At 43.0% G+C, this 16225-nt stretch carries 19 protein-coding genes, 1 tRNA gene and 1 riboswitch (1 of these 21 cut by a window edge); of the genes, 17 read left to right on the top strand and 3 right to left on the bottom strand.

Going from position 1 to position 16225, the window contains the following annotated elements; all coding sequences use genetic code 11:
• Positions 1-44 precede the first annotated feature (44 nt).
• The 4 genes from mtnA (at position 45) to ACDD58_RS06000 (ending at position 3491) form a co-directional block, all read left to right on the top strand.
• Complete coding sequence (mtnA, locus tag ACDD58_RS06015; protein ID WP_370777457.1) at positions 45-1145, top strand: S-methyl-5-thioribose-1-phosphate isomerase; 1101 nt, start codon at positions 45-47, stop codon at positions 1143-1145.
• A gap of 55 nt (positions 1146-1200) precedes the next feature.
• On the top strand, positions 1201-2061 hold the full coding sequence (locus tag ACDD58_RS06010) for an Mrp/NBP35 family ATP-binding protein (protein ID WP_117922329.1): 861 nt from the start codon (positions 1201-1203) through the stop codon (positions 2059-2061).
• 252 nt (positions 2062-2313) lie between these two features.
• Positions 2314-2775 carry a LytTR family DNA-binding domain-containing protein gene (locus tag ACDD58_RS06005; protein WP_118210513.1) on the top strand — a complete coding sequence of 154 codons (462 nt, stop codon included), beginning with the start codon at positions 2314-2316 and terminating at the stop codon, positions 2773-2775.
• A complete protein-coding gene (locus ACDD58_RS06000) occupies positions 2772-3491 on the top strand; it encodes a LiaF domain-containing protein (RefSeq protein ID WP_118210512.1) in 720 nt (239 codons plus the stop codon). Before ACDD58_RS06005 ends, ACDD58_RS06000 begins: the two co-directional genes overlap by 4 nt.
• Before the next feature lie 96 nt (positions 3492-3587).
• Here ACDD58_RS06000 and ACDD58_RS05995 read toward each other — a convergent pair whose 3' ends face one another.
• Positions 3588-5003 carry a uracil-xanthine permease family protein gene (locus ACDD58_RS05995; protein ID WP_117922332.1) on the bottom strand — a complete coding sequence of 472 codons (1416 nt, stop codon included), beginning with the start codon at positions 5001-5003 and terminating at the stop codon, positions 3588-3590.
• Between the two features lie 124 nt (positions 5004-5127).
• A complete protein-coding gene (locus tag ACDD58_RS05990; RefSeq protein ID WP_370776389.1) occupies positions 5128-5889 on the bottom strand; it encodes a DUF975 family protein in 762 nt (253 codons plus the stop codon).
• A gap of 111 nt (positions 5890-6000) precedes the next feature.
• Between ACDD58_RS05990 and ACDD58_RS05985 the strand changes: the two genes are divergently transcribed.
• The gene (locus ACDD58_RS05985) at positions 6001-6441 is read left to right on the top strand and encodes a DUF2752 domain-containing protein (RefSeq protein WP_370776387.1); all 441 of its coding nucleotides are present in this window, start codon (positions 6001-6003) and stop codon (positions 6439-6441) included.
• Positions 6442-6476: 35 nt separating this feature from the next.
• On the opposite strand, the gene ACDD58_RS05980 is transcribed toward ACDD58_RS05985, so the two are convergent.
• A complete protein-coding gene (locus ACDD58_RS05980; protein ID WP_243006926.1) occupies positions 6477-6830 on the bottom strand; it encodes a hypothetical protein in 354 nt (117 codons plus the stop codon).
• A gap of 150 nt (positions 6831-6980) precedes the next feature.
• Here ACDD58_RS05980 and ACDD58_RS05975 point away from each other — a divergent pair, with 150 nt between their 5' ends.
• From ACDD58_RS05975 to ACDD58_RS05920, 12 genes are all read left to right on the top strand, one after another.
• On the top strand, positions 6981-9128 hold the full coding sequence (locus ACDD58_RS05975) for a Tex family protein (protein WP_186900546.1): 2148 nt from the start codon (positions 6981-6983) through the stop codon (positions 9126-9128).
• Between the two features lie 45 nt (positions 9129-9173).
• Positions 9174-9348, top strand: a riboswitch (FMN riboswitch).
• 137 nt (positions 9349-9485) lie between these two features.
• Positions 9486-10100 carry an ECF transporter S component gene (locus ACDD58_RS05970; protein WP_186900535.1) on the top strand — a complete coding sequence of 205 codons (615 nt, stop codon included), beginning with the start codon at positions 9486-9488 and terminating at the stop codon, positions 10098-10100.
• A gap of 143 nt (positions 10101-10243) precedes the next feature.
• Positions 10244-10741, top strand: coding sequence for a YcxB family protein (locus tag ACDD58_RS05965; RefSeq protein WP_370776385.1), 498 nt, complete (start codon positions 10244-10246; stop codon positions 10739-10741).
• A gap of 15 nt (positions 10742-10756) precedes the next feature.
• Positions 10757-11200 carry a tRNA (adenosine(37)-N6)-threonylcarbamoyltransferase complex ATPase subunit type 1 TsaE gene (gene tsaE / locus ACDD58_RS05960; protein ID WP_117922338.1) on the top strand — a complete coding sequence of 148 codons (444 nt, stop codon included), beginning with the start codon at positions 10757-10759 and terminating at the stop codon, positions 11198-11200.
• Between the two features lie 32 nt (positions 11201-11232).
• On the top strand, positions 11233-11937 hold the full coding sequence (gene tsaB, locus ACDD58_RS05955) for a tRNA (adenosine(37)-N6)-threonylcarbamoyltransferase complex dimerization subunit type 1 TsaB (RefSeq protein ID WP_370776384.1): 705 nt from the start codon (positions 11233-11235) through the stop codon (positions 11935-11937).
• Positions 11934-12371, top strand: coding sequence for a ribosomal protein S18-alanine N-acetyltransferase (gene rimI, locus ACDD58_RS05950; RefSeq protein WP_118210509.1), 438 nt, complete (start codon positions 11934-11936; stop codon positions 12369-12371). The genes tsaB and rimI overlap by 4 nt, the downstream gene beginning before the upstream one ends.
• A gap of 150 nt (positions 12372-12521) precedes the next feature.
• Positions 12522-12752: a hypothetical protein gene (locus ACDD58_RS05945; RefSeq protein ID WP_117922346.1), complete on the top strand. Its 231-nt coding sequence runs from the start codon at positions 12522-12524 to the stop codon at positions 12750-12752.
• A gap of 86 nt (positions 12753-12838) precedes the next feature.
• A complete protein-coding gene (locus ACDD58_RS05940; RefSeq protein WP_118210508.1) occupies positions 12839-13753 on the top strand; it encodes a ribonuclease Z in 915 nt (304 codons plus the stop codon).
• A gap of 13 nt (positions 13754-13766) precedes the next feature.
• Positions 13767-14345, top strand: coding sequence for a DUF6715 family protein (locus ACDD58_RS05935; RefSeq protein ID WP_241070890.1), 579 nt, complete (start codon positions 13767-13769; stop codon positions 14343-14345).
• Positions 14338-15363, top strand: a complete 1026-nt coding sequence (tsaD, locus tag ACDD58_RS05930; protein WP_117922343.1) for a tRNA (adenosine(37)-N6)-threonylcarbamoyltransferase complex transferase subunit TsaD — start codon at positions 14338-14340, stop codon at positions 15361-15363. Before ACDD58_RS05935 ends, tsaD begins: the two co-directional genes overlap by 8 nt.
• Positions 15363-16094, top strand: coding sequence for a 2-C-methyl-D-erythritol 4-phosphate cytidylyltransferase (ispD, locus tag ACDD58_RS05925; protein ID WP_117922344.1), 732 nt, complete (start codon positions 15363-15365; stop codon positions 16092-16094). Before tsaD ends, ispD begins: the two co-directional genes overlap by 1 nt.
• A 64-nt stretch (positions 16095-16158) precedes the next feature.
• Positions 16159-16225, top strand: a tRNA-Ser gene (locus tag ACDD58_RS05920); it runs 19 nt beyond the window's last position.

The raw sequence follows: 16225 nt of genomic DNA, 5'->3' as shown, positions 1-16225 counted from the left end.
AATAAAAAGAAGTGGAAAAAAGAAGAAAGGCACAGGTCACGAAGATGCAGCAGTGCAAAGAAAATGACAATATCATGAATTATGATACGGTGCGCTTAGATGATGAAAATAATGCAATTATTATCATCGATCAGACGAAACTTCCGGGAAAGATAGAGCTGATCGCTTTAAAGACAGCGGAAGAGATCTGGGATGCCATTTACCTGCTTAAGGTAAGGGGAGCTCCGGCGATCGGGGTTGCAGCGGCATTTGGAATCTATCTTCTGGCAAAACAGAGCGGTGCGGCAGATTATGATACTTTTCATGATGAGTTTATAAAACAGAAAGAGTATTTAGACTCTGCAAGACCGACAGCGGTTAATTTAAGCTGGGCGCTTAACCGGATGCAGGGCGTTTTAGAAGCGCGTGCCGATGAGAATGTGGCGAGAATCAAAGAATATTTAAAAGAAGAGGCAATAGAGATCTGGCAGGAGGATATCCGTGTCTGCAGAAAGATCGGCGAATATGGTCTGACACTGGTAAAACCGGGAGATGGCATTTTAACCCACTGTAATGCCGGACAGCTTGCAACCAGCAAGTATGGCACGGCAACAGCACCGATCTATCTTGGGGAAGAAAAGGGCTATCATTTTAAAGTGTTTGCAGATGAGACAAGACCACTGTTACAAGGGGCAAGACTGACGGCATTTGAATTACAGTCCTCCGGAGTGGATGTTACCCTGATCTGTGATAATATGTCTGCAACGGTTATGAAAAATGGATGGGTCAATGCAGTATTCGTCGGCTGCGACCGCGTGGCAGCGAACGGTGATACGGCAAACAAGATCGGAACATCCGTGGTTGCAGCAGTAGCAAAATATTATAATGTACCGGTTTATATCTGTGCACCGACTTCAACAATCGACCTTAATACAAAGACAGGAGCCGATATTAATATCGAGCAGCGTCCGGCAGAGGAAGTGACTGAGATGTGGTACAAAGAGCGCATGGCACCAAAGGATGTAAAGGTGTTTAATCCGGCATTTGATGTGACAGATCATGAACTGATCGCTGGAATTGTGACGGAATACGGAATCGCACGGGCACCTTATACGGAGTCATTGCAGGAGATATTTAAAAAGCGGGCACAGGAATCAGAAAGATAAGATTGGGCAGAATAAAATATCTGCAGGAATGAAGATAAAAAGGAGTGTATGAGACATGGCAGAAAATAGTAGTTGCAGCAGCGCATCAAGCTGTAGCAGGGAGAGCTGTGAAGGCTGTCCGAGCAAAGCAAAAGGTGGAAACGGAATCGCAAAAGAACCGATGAATCCATCATCCAATGTAAAAAAAGTAATCGGAGTTGTCAGCGGAAAAGGTGGAGTCGGCAAATCGTTTGTGACGGCATCACTTGCATGTGCAATGAAACAGGCCGGCTATAAAGTTGGCATCATGGATGCGGATATCACAGGACCATCCATTCCGAAAATGCTCGGTGTACATGGTCAGGTTGTAGGTACAGAGGAGGGAATGATCCCGCTTGAAGCAGAAAACGGTATCAAAGTAATGTCCGTCAATCTGCTTTTGGATAATGAGGAAGACCCGGTCATCTGGAGAGGACCTGTGATCGCAGGTGTGGTAAAACAGTTCTGGAATGAGACTGTCTGGGGAGATATTGATTACTTATTTGTTGATATGCCGCCAGGAACTGGTGATGTGCCGCTTACGGTATTCCAGTCACTTCCGGTCGATGGTATTGTGATCGTTACCTCACCGCAGGAACTGGTGCAGATGATTGTCAAAAAGGCATACAATATGGCAGAAATGATGCATGTTCCGGTACTGGGACTGATCGAGAATTTCAGTTATTTAAAATGCCCGGACTGTGGCAGGGAGATCAAATTATTCGGTGAGAGCCATATTGAGGATGTTGCAGCAGAGCTGACACTTCCGGTATTTGGAAAGATTCCGTTAGATCCTGCATTTGCAGAAAAGGCAGACGAAGGAAAATTCTATGAGACAGAAAATCCTTACCTGCAGACAGCAGTCAGAGCACTTTCTGCAATGAACCGTATCATGTAAAATAATTACCACTTACCATAGGAAAACGAACCACTTGGTGTAAAAACATTTACATCAGGTGGTTCGTTTTTTATAATGATCTTGTCAGTAAGAAAGAAAACCGGTTTGCTTTAAGTACAAAAATGGGTTGCAGATGAAAAGCAGTACAGTACTGGAGAATGATATGAAAAATTAAAGATTTTTCATACGCAAGATTTGTGCTTCGCACAAACTTGTGATGCGCTTAAAAGCAGCGCAAGAATGGAGATTAGTATGAAAATCAAAATCGAAATGGATGAGCAGGTGGCAGAGGAAGAAGTCATCATCCGCTGCCGTGGTATGACAGAACAGATCGCAGCCATACAAAAAGCAGTCAGTGAAGCGGCTGGTGCAGTTCAGAAGATGGTTCTATACAAAGGAAATACCGAGTATTATCTGCCGATGAACGACATATTGTTTTTTGAGACGGCAGACAGTGGAGTGGTGGCACATACGGGGAATGATCTGTATGAGGCAAGATACAAACTGTATGAACTTGAGGAAATTCTTCCTGGATTTTTTATGAGAGTGTCAAAGTCGACAATCTTAAATACCACCCATATTTTTTCCATCAATCGGAATCTGACGGCGTCGAGCGTTGTGGCATTTGAGAATACACACAAAAAAGTATATGTGTCAAGGTATTATTACAAACCATTGATCAGAAAATTAGAAGAAAGAAGGTTATGTCAATGAAAAAGAAAAATATTGCATGGGGACTGTTTTTTGTATTTCTTGCAGCGGTATATTTAGTGACCAGCAGTACCGGGATTGAAATCGGTGTTGGTTTACCTGGTATTTTTATGACGATCATGTTTGTCTGGCTGTTCGTGGATGGAATAAGAGAAGTAAACTTTTATTCCATGACGTTTGCAATTGCATTTATCTGTATTATTTACAGAAAACCTCTTGGTCTGGAAAGACTGAATCTGACAAACTGGACGATACTTGGTGCAGCATTGCTTTTAAGCATTGGACTTTCGATGATTTTTAAAGATGTCCGGAGAAAGAAAAATTCCTGGGAAAAAACGATAAACTGGGATGAAAAAACAGGTGCATCAGACAGTGAACAGTGCAGCGGAGAGCATATCCGCTGTGAAAATAATTTTGGTTCTGCGATCCGTTATATCAATTCGGATCATTTCTGTGATGCGCGGCTTGAAAACAATTTCGGAAGCATGAGTGTTTATTTTGATAATGCAATGATCGCAGGGGATGCTGCATCAATTGAGGTGGAAAACAATTTTGGAGAGACCAATCTTTATATTCCAAAAGAATGGAAAGTACAGAATGAACTGAGACATTCTTTCGGAGCAGTGGAAGCGATAGGACACAGTGAAGGAAGCAGTGTTGCAGCACTGTATCTGCGCGGAGCGGCGAATTTTGGCGTGATTAAGATTCATTATATTTAGCAGATAAAAAATGTAACAGGTGAAAATCATAAGAAAGAAAAATGCGGTATCCGTGTGTTTGCAGATACCGCATTTTTATTTATTACAACAGATTATTTATTCCTCGTCATCTGCATAGCTTGTATCTTCATGCAGATTCGGGATCATATCAAGACCGCGGTTTGCATCGATCTTTGGATCTTTGCCAAAATGATAATCATTACCTGGCAGGATCGCATTTAAAAGAATACCTGCGATCGCAGCGATCGCTAAGGATGTGAGTGTGATGGAAGTTCCGGCAACGGTAAAAGTAAGACCGTCCGAAAAACCAAGACCACATACAAAGATGACACCTGCGATGATAAGGTTTCTTGATTTTGTAAAATCAACGTGGTTTTCTACTACATTCCGGACACCGATCGCTGAGATCATGCCGTAGAGCATAAAGCTGACACCACCGATGATCGCAGATGGCATGGAACCGATCACCTCAGCCATTTTTGGAATGAAACTTAATATGATCGCATAGCATGCTGCGAGACGGATGACTTTCGGATCGTGAACCCGGCTCAATTCAAGAACACCGGTATTTTCACCGTAGGTCGTGTTGGCAGGACCACCAAAGAATGCGGAGAGTGCAGTTGCAAGACCATCTCCGATCAATGTGCGGTGCAGCCCCGGATCTTCGATAAAATTCTGATCTACAGTTGCAGAGATTGCGGAGATATCTCCGATGTGTTCCATCATGGTTGCAAGAGCAATCGGAGCCATCACAAGGATGGCAGAGATATTGAATCTGCAGATGGAAAATGCAGGAACACCAACCCAGGAAGCTGCCGCAATATTTGTAAAATCGAGAATTGCAGAGCCATCCGCATTTGTCATGCCAAGTGCGTTAAAGATAAGAGCGGCACAGTAGGAAATGATAACACCCATCAGGATCGGGATGATCTTAAACATTCCTTTTCCCCAGATATTAAAAATGATGATGACTGCAAGTGCAATCAGTGCTAAAAGCCAGTTTTTGGATGCGTTATTTACAGCAGAGCCGGCAAGGCTTAAACCGATGCAGATAATGATCGGACCGGTAACGACCGGTGGCAGGAAACGCATGACTTTTTTGACGCCGGCAAGTTTGATGATCAGTGCAAGGATCAGATATAAAAGTCCGGCAACGACAACTCCGCCGCAGGCATAGGACAGTTTGTCAGCATTTGACATATCGGCAAACACACCGGAATCCATGGAAGCAATCGTTGCATATCCACCTAAAAATGCAAAAGAAGAACCAAGAAAAGCCGGAACTTTAAATTTGGTGCAGAAGTGGAAAAATAAGGTGCCGATACCGGCGCAGATCAAAGTGACCTGTACATGCAGTACATCTTCCCCGAAGTAACTGTTGACTAAGATCGGGACAAGAATGGTTGCGCCGAACATGGCGAACATGTGCTGCAGACCGAGCAGCAGCATCTTTGGCATGCCAAGAACTGAGGCATCGCGAATGGGTTCATTGTTCTGATTAGATTGATTCATAAAATCCTCCTTTGTTTTGCGGAGCAAAATGCGACTGCCTATGCAGGAGCAGAGGATTTTCCTCCTTTGTTTTGCGGTTTTATCCCATAAGAAACGCACCTTCGATGGAAAGTGCGTTGTGGAATCAAAATTGGGTTGTATCAGTATTTGTATAACTGCGGACTGGAATCCGGTTCAATTCTCCGGTACAGTCCAGATAAAAAATAACGAGTGTTTCTGTCTGGTAAGGAACAACCCAGAGGGATGCGATGCCAAACGAGCAGAGAATTAATAACCCATATCCGATAAAACTGAGCATAATATAAAGCAGACGCATACGGTTGCCGTGCATGAGAAGTCTGCATTCTTTGAATACCTCACGGCATTTTAACTCAGGATGATCGAGCGTAATATATCCGATAAAATGATAGGTAAGCATAAAATAGCAGCTTAAGATCAGGGAAAGAATACCGGTTACTATTGTGATCACAATAGAAGTAAGTGTAAAATCTACGATTACCGCATAAGTAAAACTGCCGATCACAGGAAGCATGGAGACAAAGATCATCAGCAAAAATATAAATCCTGCGATAAAAAAGCGGTCGGTATTTCTTTTGAATGGATCAAAAATATCACGAAGTCTGAAATCATTTCCGCGTGTCATGGACAGATGGACTTTTGCTACACCACATCCTAATACAAAACTGACAACGGATATGAGAAGTTCTGCGATCAGTGAGATCACAAGCTGCATATTTGTCGGATTATCGCCCATGGAAAAGGAAAAAGGAGATTCGATCACAGTTGCGATCAGTGTTGTGGCAACAAAAGCTGCCATAGGAATACGGTATCTGTCATTTAAAATATCACGTGCAATACGTTTGAGTTCTTTTGATGTGCGTTTCATTCAGTGAATAACTCCTTTTAGATCATACAGCAGTTCTGCTGCGATTAGAATAAATTATAGCATAGGTGGCAGGGGGTTGTATAGATACGGATTTCTGATATAATGTGGAGAATGGAAAAAAGAAACACTTATGAACAGAAAAAAATAGATGACATTTTATATATTCTTGGTCTGAGCAGCGCAGCCATCTGCTGCATGTATCTGCTCATTTCTCAAATAACTGGCTTTCGTATTGAAAACTATCTCTACCCATGCCTGTTCCACGTCGTAACCGGCTATTACTGTCCGGGCTGCGGAGGAACCAGAGCGGTACGTGCCCTCTTTCAGGGACATTTTCTGATATCATTTTTTGAGCATCCGTTTGTGTTATACGCAGCAGTATTATGTGGATGGTTTCTGATCAGCCAGACAATTGAGCGGCTCTCACAGCATAAACTATCAGTTGCAATGCACTATAAAGACCGGTATCTCTGGATCGGACTTGCGATTCTTATTGTTAACTGTGCGATAAAAAATTTGGTTCGGTTTTTCTGGGGTATAAATCTTTTATAAAATTTAAAGCCGCTATTTATTTAAAATATCAGAACTCAATTCTGCGGAAACAGCATATTATAATCAATTCCTAAAGACTTGCAGCTCTCCCGCATCATATTTTCTATGCCGCCATAATAAACGTTGGCGAATACGACGGAATAGATTAACAGCAGAATAATGATACCAAGTGCTACGCTGCTTAAAGCAAGTCCAAGTTTGGCACGGCTGCTAAAAGTTGTCTCACCGCCGCGTGAGAGCAGTGCAAATACAATGCCGAGTGCCCCGCAGATCAGTGCAGGATAAACCAGACAAAATGTTGATAGTGCAATGATGCCCATGATAAAGGAAAGATTTTCCATATGTTTTGAACGCCGGTCTGGCATTGGTCTGTAAAATTGATGATCCATAAAAATCTCCATTCTTGCAAATACTAACAATAGTGTATCATGCAATGTGGAAAAAAACAACGCCACCTTGAATCCATGTGGATATTTCGCTATAATAGATATACTGTGCCGGAGAAAAAATGGAGACCGGTGAAAGAAAAAGGAGCAGCTATGGATATTATTGCAAAGATTTCCGAAGAACTCGGAATCCGTAAAAATCAGACTGAAGCAGCTGTAAAGCTGATCGACGAGGGAAATACAATTCCATTTATCGCCCGTTACCGTAAGGAGGCAACCGGAGCACTCAATGATGAGGTACTTCGTAACTTATATGAGAGACTGACTTATTTAAGAAATCTCGAAGAGCGTAAAGAGACGGTTCTTGCAAGCATCGAGGAACAGGGAAAACTGACCGATGAGTTAAAAGCACAGATATTAGCGGCAGAGACGATGGTCGTGGTGGAAGATCTGTATCGTCCTTATAAACCAAAACGCCGCACCAGGGCAACGATCGCGAAAGAAAAAGGGTTAGAGCCGCTTGCCAGTATCATTACCCTGCAGATGTTAAATACATCTTTAGAGGAAGAAGCAGAAAAATTTGTTGATCCGGAAAAAGAAGTGATGAGTGCCTCAGATGCGATCGCAGGAGCAAAAGATATCATTGCAGAAAGTATTTCAGACGAGGCAGATTACCGAAGCCGTATCCGTGATCTGACTGTTAAAAAAGGACGTTTGGTTTCTGCTGCGAAAGATCCTGAGGCAGAGTCTGTTTATGAGATGTACTATGAATTTGATGAGCCGGTAGCAAAACTTGCAGGGCACCGTATTTTAGCATTAAATCGTGGAGAAAATGAAAAATTTTTAACAGTAAAAATTGAGGCACCGGTCGAGGATATTTTGCGATATCTTGAAAAAAAGGTGATCGTGCGTGACAATCCACAGACAACTCCGGTATTAAAAGAAGTGATAGAAGATGCCTATGACCGTCTGATCGCGCCAGCCATTGAGCGTGAGATCCGCAGTGACCTGACCGAAAAGGCAGAGGATGGGGCAATCAAAGTATTTGGCAAGAACTTAGAGCAGCTTTTGATGCAGCCTCCAATTGCAGGACAGGTTGTGCTTGGCTGGGATCCGGCATTCCGTACCGGCTGTAAACTTGCCGTGGTGGATCAGACCGGAAAAGTGCTTGATACCACAGTCATTTATCCGACCGCACCACAGAATAAGGTAGAAGAAGCAAAAGCAGTTTTAAAGAAGCTGATTTCAAAATATCATATTACGCTGATCTCGCTTGGAAACGGTACAGCATCCCGCGAGTCCGAGCAGGTTATTGTAGAGTTATTAAAAGAGATACCGGTGAAAGTGCAGTACATCATCGTCAACGAGGCAGGGGCATCTGTCTATTCTGCAAGTAAACTTGCAACGGAGGAGTTTCCGCAGTTTGATGTTGGACAGCGAAGCGCAGCATCCATGGCACGCCGTCTGCAGGATCCTTTGGCGGAGCTTGTAAAAATCGATCCGAAATCCATCGGTGTAGGTCAGTATCAGCATGACATGAACCAGAAAAAACTAAGTGAAGCACTCGGTGGAGTTGTAGAGGATTGCGTAAACAGAGTCGGTGTTGATTTAAACACTGCGTCGGCATCATTGCTTGAATATATTTCCGGCATCAGCAAGGCAGTTGCAAAAAATATTGTTGCATACCGTGAAGAAAATGGCCGGTTTGAGGCGAGAAACCAGCTTTTGAAAGTTGCAAAATTAGGACCAAAAGCATATGAGCAGTGTGCAGGTTTCCTGCGCATCAACGATGGAAAAAATCCGCTGGATGCAACAGGTGTGCACCCGGAAAGTTATGCAGCAGCAAAGACACTGTTAGAGCGTCTCGGATATACGACAGATGATGTGAAAGAACGCAGATTAGACGGCATTTCAGGGAAAATATCCGATTATAAAAAACTGGCGGAAGAGCTTGGGGTAGGCGAGATCACACTGCAGGATATCGTAAAAGAACTTGAAAAACCGGCGCGTGATCCAAGAGAGGATATGCCAAAACCGATCCTGCGCAGTGATGTGCTTGACATGAAAGATTTAAAACCTGGAATGATTCTGAAAGGAACAGTCCGGAATGTCATTGATTTTGGTGCATTTGTGGATATCGGAGTACATCAGGATGGTCTGGTACATATTTCACAGATGTGTGACCGCTTTATCAAACATCCGCTTGAGGTGGTAAGTGTCGGTGATATTGTTGAGGTCAAAGTACTGGATGTTGATCTGAAAAAACAGCGTATTGCACTGACCATGAAAATTAATGGTTGACAGATACGCAAAAGATGCATACAATAGAACACGAAAAAAATAATATTAATTCTTCGGGGCAGGGTGATGCAGTAAGATTTGCAGATTCCCGACCGACGGTGACGTAGAGAGTGCTGATCTTATAGGATCAGATTCATTTACAAAGTCCGTGACCTGCTAAGGCAGCTGATCCGGTGAGATTCCGGAACCGACAGTATAGTCTGGATGAGAGAAGATAAGCATGTGAATGATAAGACGTCAGCAAAGACGTTTCTGTTACATGAGAACCCCGGATGATTTGTACATCCGGGGTTTTATTGTGTAAACACGCTTACAATCCCTCGTATATTTTCCGAAAGAGAAAAGGAGACGAGTGAAATGGATGCAACAAACAAAACAGTAACCGTAAAAAGAGTCAATGTGAGATATCTGACAGTGACAGCAATGCTCTCAGCAGTGGCATATATCCTGATGTTTCTGGATTTTTCCGTGCCGTTTATGCCGTCATTTATCAAGATGGATCTCTCAGAACTTCCGGCACTGATCGGATCATTTGCCATGGGACCGCTCTGTGGCGTGATCATCTGTCTGGTTAAGAATGTTCTTCATCTGTTCATTACATCTACGGGTGGCGTAGGAGAACTTTCAAACTTTATTCTTGGTGTGGCATTTGTACTGCCGGCAGGACTTCTTTACAAATACAAAAAGACAAGAACGACCGCACTCATCGGTTCCGTACTTGGAGCAGTGATCATGGGAGCTTTCAGTGTAGTTTCTAACTACTTCCTTGTATATCCGGTATATTACAACTTCATGCCGCAGGAGGCAGTACTCGGAGCATATCAGCTGATCGCTCCGTCAATGAAGAGCATTTTACAGTGCCTGATCTGCTTTAACATGCCGTTTACCTTTGTCAAAGGAATGTTTTCCGTAGTCATTACATTTGTGACTTACAAACACATTTCTCCGATTTTAAAAGGAAGACAGTCATAAGCAGTGAAGCTGATTTCGGTATTTGCCGGTATCGGTAAAACAGCAACTTTGTTTTTCAGGAGTAAAGACGCAGGAAATGCGTCTTTTCTTTTTTTTCAAAAAATGTTATACTAAGCTGATTCTAAAATGGCGGGGGATTGACGATGAGATTGGAATTTGATATAACATTGACCGCAAAGGATATGTTTCGTTTTAACATGTACCAGACCTATACCGGTGCATCCGGATGGATTTCCGTGATCGCAGCAGTGATCTGCTTTATTGCGGCAGGTACGAAATATAGTGAACGCGGGTTGTCCTATGCAGTTCTTGGCAGTTTGCTTGGAGTGCTGATCTTATTTTATATGCCGGTCACACTTTATCTTCGCTCAAAACAGCGTATTGCAGCATCTGAGGTGTTGAAGAACAGCCTGCATTACTGCGTGGATGAAGAAGGGATAACTGTAAAACAGGGGGATGCAGACGCGAAGCTTTTGTGGGATCAGATTTATAAAATGATGTCTACGAAAAATAATGTGCTGGTCTACAGTAACCGCATAAATGCTTATGTGATACCCAGGCAGCAGTTAGGGGAGAAATATCGCAGTCTTGCAGACCTTGCAAAGGATAAGCTGCCGAAGTACAGGGTAAAGTTGAAGTAAATGGAGGACGGAATGATGAAAGAAACCGTTTATGAGACATTTTCCGCAGCAGAGACACATGCGCTTGGAAAGAAGATCGGGGAGAAGGCAGAACCGGGAGATGTGTATACACTAGTGGGAGATCTTGGCGTTGGAAAGACTGTCTTTACACAGGGAATCGCAGACGGACTTGGGATTACAGAACCGGTATCAAGTCCGACATTTACGATCGTACAGGTGTATGAAGAAGGCAGAATACCATTTTACCATTTTGATGTATACCGGATCGGTGATATCGAGGAAATGGATGAGATCGGCTACGAGGATTATTTTTACGGGGAGGGTTTGTGCATGATCGAGTGGGCAAACCTGATCGAAGAAATCCTTCCGGATAAACGATATGATGTGACGATTGAAAAGAATCTGGAAAAAGGTTTTGATTACCGGAAAATTACCATAAAAGAGCATGAGGGCTGCTAAAATAGTTTGTTCATGCGGGAATGGAGCTTACAATGAAGATTTTGGGATTAGACAGTTCAGGACTTGTGGCAAGCGTGGCTATCATATGTGATGATAACATGCTTGGAGAGTATACTGTCAATTATAAAAAAACACATTCACAGACACTTCTGCCAATGTTAGATGAAGTGGCAAAAATGATAGAACTGGATTTGAATACGATCGATGCGATCGCGATCGCAGGTGGCCCTGGATCATTTACCGGTCTTCGGATCGGCTCGGCAACTGCAAAAGGGCTCGGACTTGCATTAGATAAGCCGATCGTCAATGTGCCGACTGTTGATGCGCTTGCCTATAATCTGGTCGGACATGCAGGACTTGTGTGCCCGCTTATGGATGCCAGAAGAAATCAGACTTACACAGGTTTGTACTCTTTTGAAGGCAATGAGATGGAAGTGTTGAAAGAACAGTGTGCAGTTGGTATAGATGAAATTATTTCGATTGTAAATGAGTTTGAACAGCCGGTCACATTTTTAGGGGACGGAGTGCCGGTATTCAAAGAATATATTGCAGAAAACTGCAATGTGCCGTATACGTTTGCTCCTGCACATGTCAATAAACAGAGAGCAGGAGCCGTTGCAGCGCTTGGCATGAAATATTTTTCTGAGGGAAAAGCCACGACCGCTGCAGAGCATAAGCCGGAATATTTAAGATTGTCCCAGGCGGAGCGGGAACGAAAAGAGGGCGGATTAGCATGATCACAGTCAGAGCCATGCAGGTAAAAGATGCAGAACAGGTAAGCGAACTGGAAAGAGCCATTTTTTCACAGCCTTGGAGCTATCAGGGATTTGTGGATTCATTAAGTCTGCCGAATACGGTTTTTCTTGTCGCAGAGGAAAATAATAAGATCCTTGGTTATATTGGAATGTATCTTTCAATTGATGAAGGAGAAATTACCAATGTAGCGGTTGCACCGGAAATGCGGTGCAGGGGAATTGGCGGCATGCTGCTTGCGGAAGCGAAAAAAGAGGCTGAGAGCCGTTCAGTTGGCAAAATTGTACTTGAAGTCCGCTGCTCGAACGACAGTGCGATCCGCCTGTATGAGCGCAATGGGTTTGTGAATCATGGTGTGAGGAAAGGGTTTTATGAACTTCCGAAAGAGGATGCCTATATTATGATATATGGCCAGTAATTGTGACCGGCAGCCAGTAATTCCCACTACATAAGGTATGATATTGCTTATATAATATAGATATCTAGTGTACTGTACATGAATGTTACAGCATGCCGGGCATTCATAGAAAATGTCTGCCTGTATCACAGAATGGGAAGGCTTAAAAAAATGAGCAGAAAAGATCAGAAAATTTACTGTAACTGTTGTGGAAAAGTGATTTGTATGTTATCTGAAAAAGACCATACTTCATTTCTTACTGTGGAGAAGGAATGGGGATATTTTTCTGATAAAAAGGATGGACGGATACACAGAATGGATATCTGTGAGTCCTGTTATGAAAAAATGGTGGGAAAATTTGTGATACCGCCGGAGGAAGAACAGGTAACGGAATTTGTATAACCTGCATTTTGCTCCGCAAAACAAGGAGTAAAATCCTCTCCTCGCCAATGGGCTCGGATTTTGCTCCGCAAAACAAGGAGGATTGTATGTTAGACGTATGTCTTTTGGGAACTGCAGGGATGATGCCATTGCCGCACCGGTGGCTGACAGCGTCATTGATGCGTTATAATGGAAGCAGTTTACTCATTGATTGTGGGGAGGGAACCCAGATCGCGATCAAAGAAAAAGGATGGACATTTAAACCGATCGATGTGATATGTTTTACGCATTATCATGCGGATCATATCAGTGGATTGCCGGGATTACTCCTTTCTATGGGAAATGCAGAGCGGACAGAGCCTCTTACTATGATAGGACCAAAGGGATTAGAACGCGTGGTCGGGGCACTTAGAACGATCGCACCGGAACTGCCGTTTGAAATACGATATATTGAAATAACAGAACCGGAAGCCGATATAGAAATAAACGGATATCATATCCATGCATTCCGTGTTAACCATAATATTATCTGTTATGGGTATACGGTGGAGATCAGACGTGCCGGAAGATTCTCTGTGGAGCGTGCAAAAGAGCATGAGATTCCGCAGAAATACTGGAACAGACTTCAAAAAGGGGAAGAGATCACCACAGAAGATGGGGCGCATTATACCCCGGACATGGTGCTTGGTGCAGCGCGAAAAGGAATCAAAGTAACGTATTGTACCGATACAAGACCGACAGAATCATTGGTTGCTTCTGCAAAAAAATCAGATCTTCTGATCTGTGAGGGAATGTATGCAGAAAAAGAAAAAATCGCGAAAGCAAAACAATACAAGCATATGACATTTTATGAAGCGGCAGAAGTGGCAAAGAAAGCAGAGGCAACAGAGATGTGGCTGACACATTTTTCACCGTCACTTGTGCATGCGGAAGATTATATGCCGCGGGTAAGAGAGATTTTTCCTAACGCATTTCTCGGAAAAGATGGAAAGAGCGTGGAGCTGATGTTTGAGGAAGATTGAGAGGGGGATTCATATGAAAAAAAATGGACAGAAAATCATTTTTGCAGTTGTCTGTGTTGTGGTTATTATCGGACTTTTCTGGTATGCTACAACGAAAAAAGTCAATTCAGCGGAAAATAGTGATAACCTTACAGAAGTACAGAAAGTGATCACTAAAAATCTTGAAAAAAATTATCCGGAAACACCAAGAGAGGTTGTGAAATTTTACAATCGTATCATCACCTGTTTTTATGATGAGGAGTACACAGATGATGAGTTATATCAACTCGGAGATCAGGCAAGGCTTCTGATGGATGACGAGCTGCTTGAAAATAATTCCAGGGATGATTACTTTAAAAGCCTGAAAGCAGATATTGAAGACTATCATGATAAGTCGAAAAAAATAGAGTCCTCATCAGTATGCGGCAGCGATGAGGTGAAATATCAGAAGATTGATGGGGATGACTGTGCTTATGTGACGGCATCTTATTTTGTGGACGAAAATAAAAGTTTTACACGTACAAATCAGACCTATGTACTTAGAAAAGACAATGATGGAAAATGGAAGATTTTAGTATTTTATCAGACCGAAGGAGATACGGAAGATGAGTGACAGGGAGATAAAAATTCTTGCAATAGAAAGTTCATGTGATGAAACTGCAGCAGCAGTTGTGGTAAACGGCAGGGATGTAAGATCCAATGTGATCTCATCACAGATTGCGCTTCATACATTGTATGGTGGTGTCGTGCCGGAGATTGCTTCGCGTAAACATATTGAAAAGATTAATCAGGTCATTGAGCAGGCTCTTAGTGACGCTGATATGACATTAGATGACATTGATGCGATCGGTGTTACATATGGACCGGGACTTGTAGGAGCGTTGTTAGTCGGGGTTGCAGAGGCAAAGGCAATCAGTTATGCAAAAAATATTCCGCTGGTCGGAGTACATCATATCGAAGGGCATATCAGTGCAAATTACATCGAAAATAAAGATCTGGAACCACCATTTTTGTGTCTTGTTGTATCCGGGGGACATACACATCTTGTAAAGGTTTTGGATTATGGAAAATATGAGATATTAGGACGAACAAGGGATGATGCGGCCGGAGAGGCGTTTGATAAAGTTGCAAGAGCGATCGGACTCGGTTATCCGGGAGGACCTAAGATTGAAAAAGTGTCACATGAGGGAAATCCGCATGCGATGGAGTTCCCACGTGCAAAAATCGCAGATGGTCCATATGATTTCAGCTTCAGCGGTCTGAAATCAGCAGTGTTAAATTATCTCAATGGTTGTCAGATGAAAGGGATCCCTATCGTGCAGGCAGACGTTGCGGCCTCCTTCCAGAAAGCAGTGACAGATGTTCTGATCGGAAATGCGATGAAAGCAATTGATGAATTTAAGATGGATAAGTTTGCTATTGCGGGTGGAGTAGCCTCAAATGGAGTTCTACGTGAAGGAATGCGGGAGGCATGTGAGAAAAAAGGAGTACAGTTTTATCATCCGTCACCGATTTTCTGCACAGATAATGCGGCAATGATCGGTGTTGCTGCTTATTATGATTTTATACATGGACAGAGGGATGGATTAGATCTTAACGCTGTTCCGAATTTAAAACTTGGAGAACGCTAATGGAAAAGTTTACAGCAATCGTTCTTGCTGGTGGAACCGGAAAAAGAATGCACAGTCATATTCATAAGCAATACCTTGAACTGGCAGGAAATCCGGTTCTTTATTATGCATTAAAAGCATTTGAAGAAAGTGATGTCACAGATATCGTTCTTGTCACAGGTGCGGATGAGGAAACATATTGCCAGCGGGAAATCATTGAAAAATATCATATCAGTAAAGTGAAAGCAATCGTGCCGGGAGGAGCCGAGCGTTATCATTCCGTGTACGCAGGACTCTGCGCGGCAGATGGAGCAGACTACGTGCTGATCCATGATGGGGCAAGACCATTGGTTACTTATGATATCATCTGCCGTTCTATGGAAGCAGTAAAGGAATACCATGCGTGTGTGGCAGGAATGCCGGTAAAAGACACGATCAAAATAGCAGATGAAGACGGCTATGCCGGTATGACGCCGGAACGCTCAAAAGTATGGCAGATACAGACACCACAGAGTTTTTCATATCCACTCATATATGAGGCATACCACAAAATGCTTGCAAATGAGGATTCAGCTATCACGGATGATGCAATGGTGGTAGAGCGGATGACAAATCAGCCGGTCAAGCTGATCGAGGGAAGCTACAGTAATATAAAAATTACGACACCGGAGGATATGCTGATTGCTGAAATGTACTTAAAACATGCTTTTGAAAATCCGCAGGATGAAAAAAATGAAAAAAAGTTAAAATAATTGTTGACAGAAGCAAAAGTTGATGGTATTATCTTTCTTGCACTGATTCGTGCGAAACAAATACGGAGAGGTATCGAAGTGGTCATAACGAGGCGGTCTTGAAAACCGTTTGTCCGAAAGGGCGCATGGGT

Origin of the sequence: Roseburia sp. (assembly GCF_041325975.1) — a bacterium.
In the GTDB taxonomy this organism is placed as follows: Bacteria; Bacillota; Clostridia; order Lachnospirales; family Lachnospiraceae; genus Roseburia; species Roseburia rectibacter.
The sequence above is the reverse complement of the archived record's forward strand: the minus strand, read 5'-3'. Positions and strand labels throughout refer to the sequence as shown.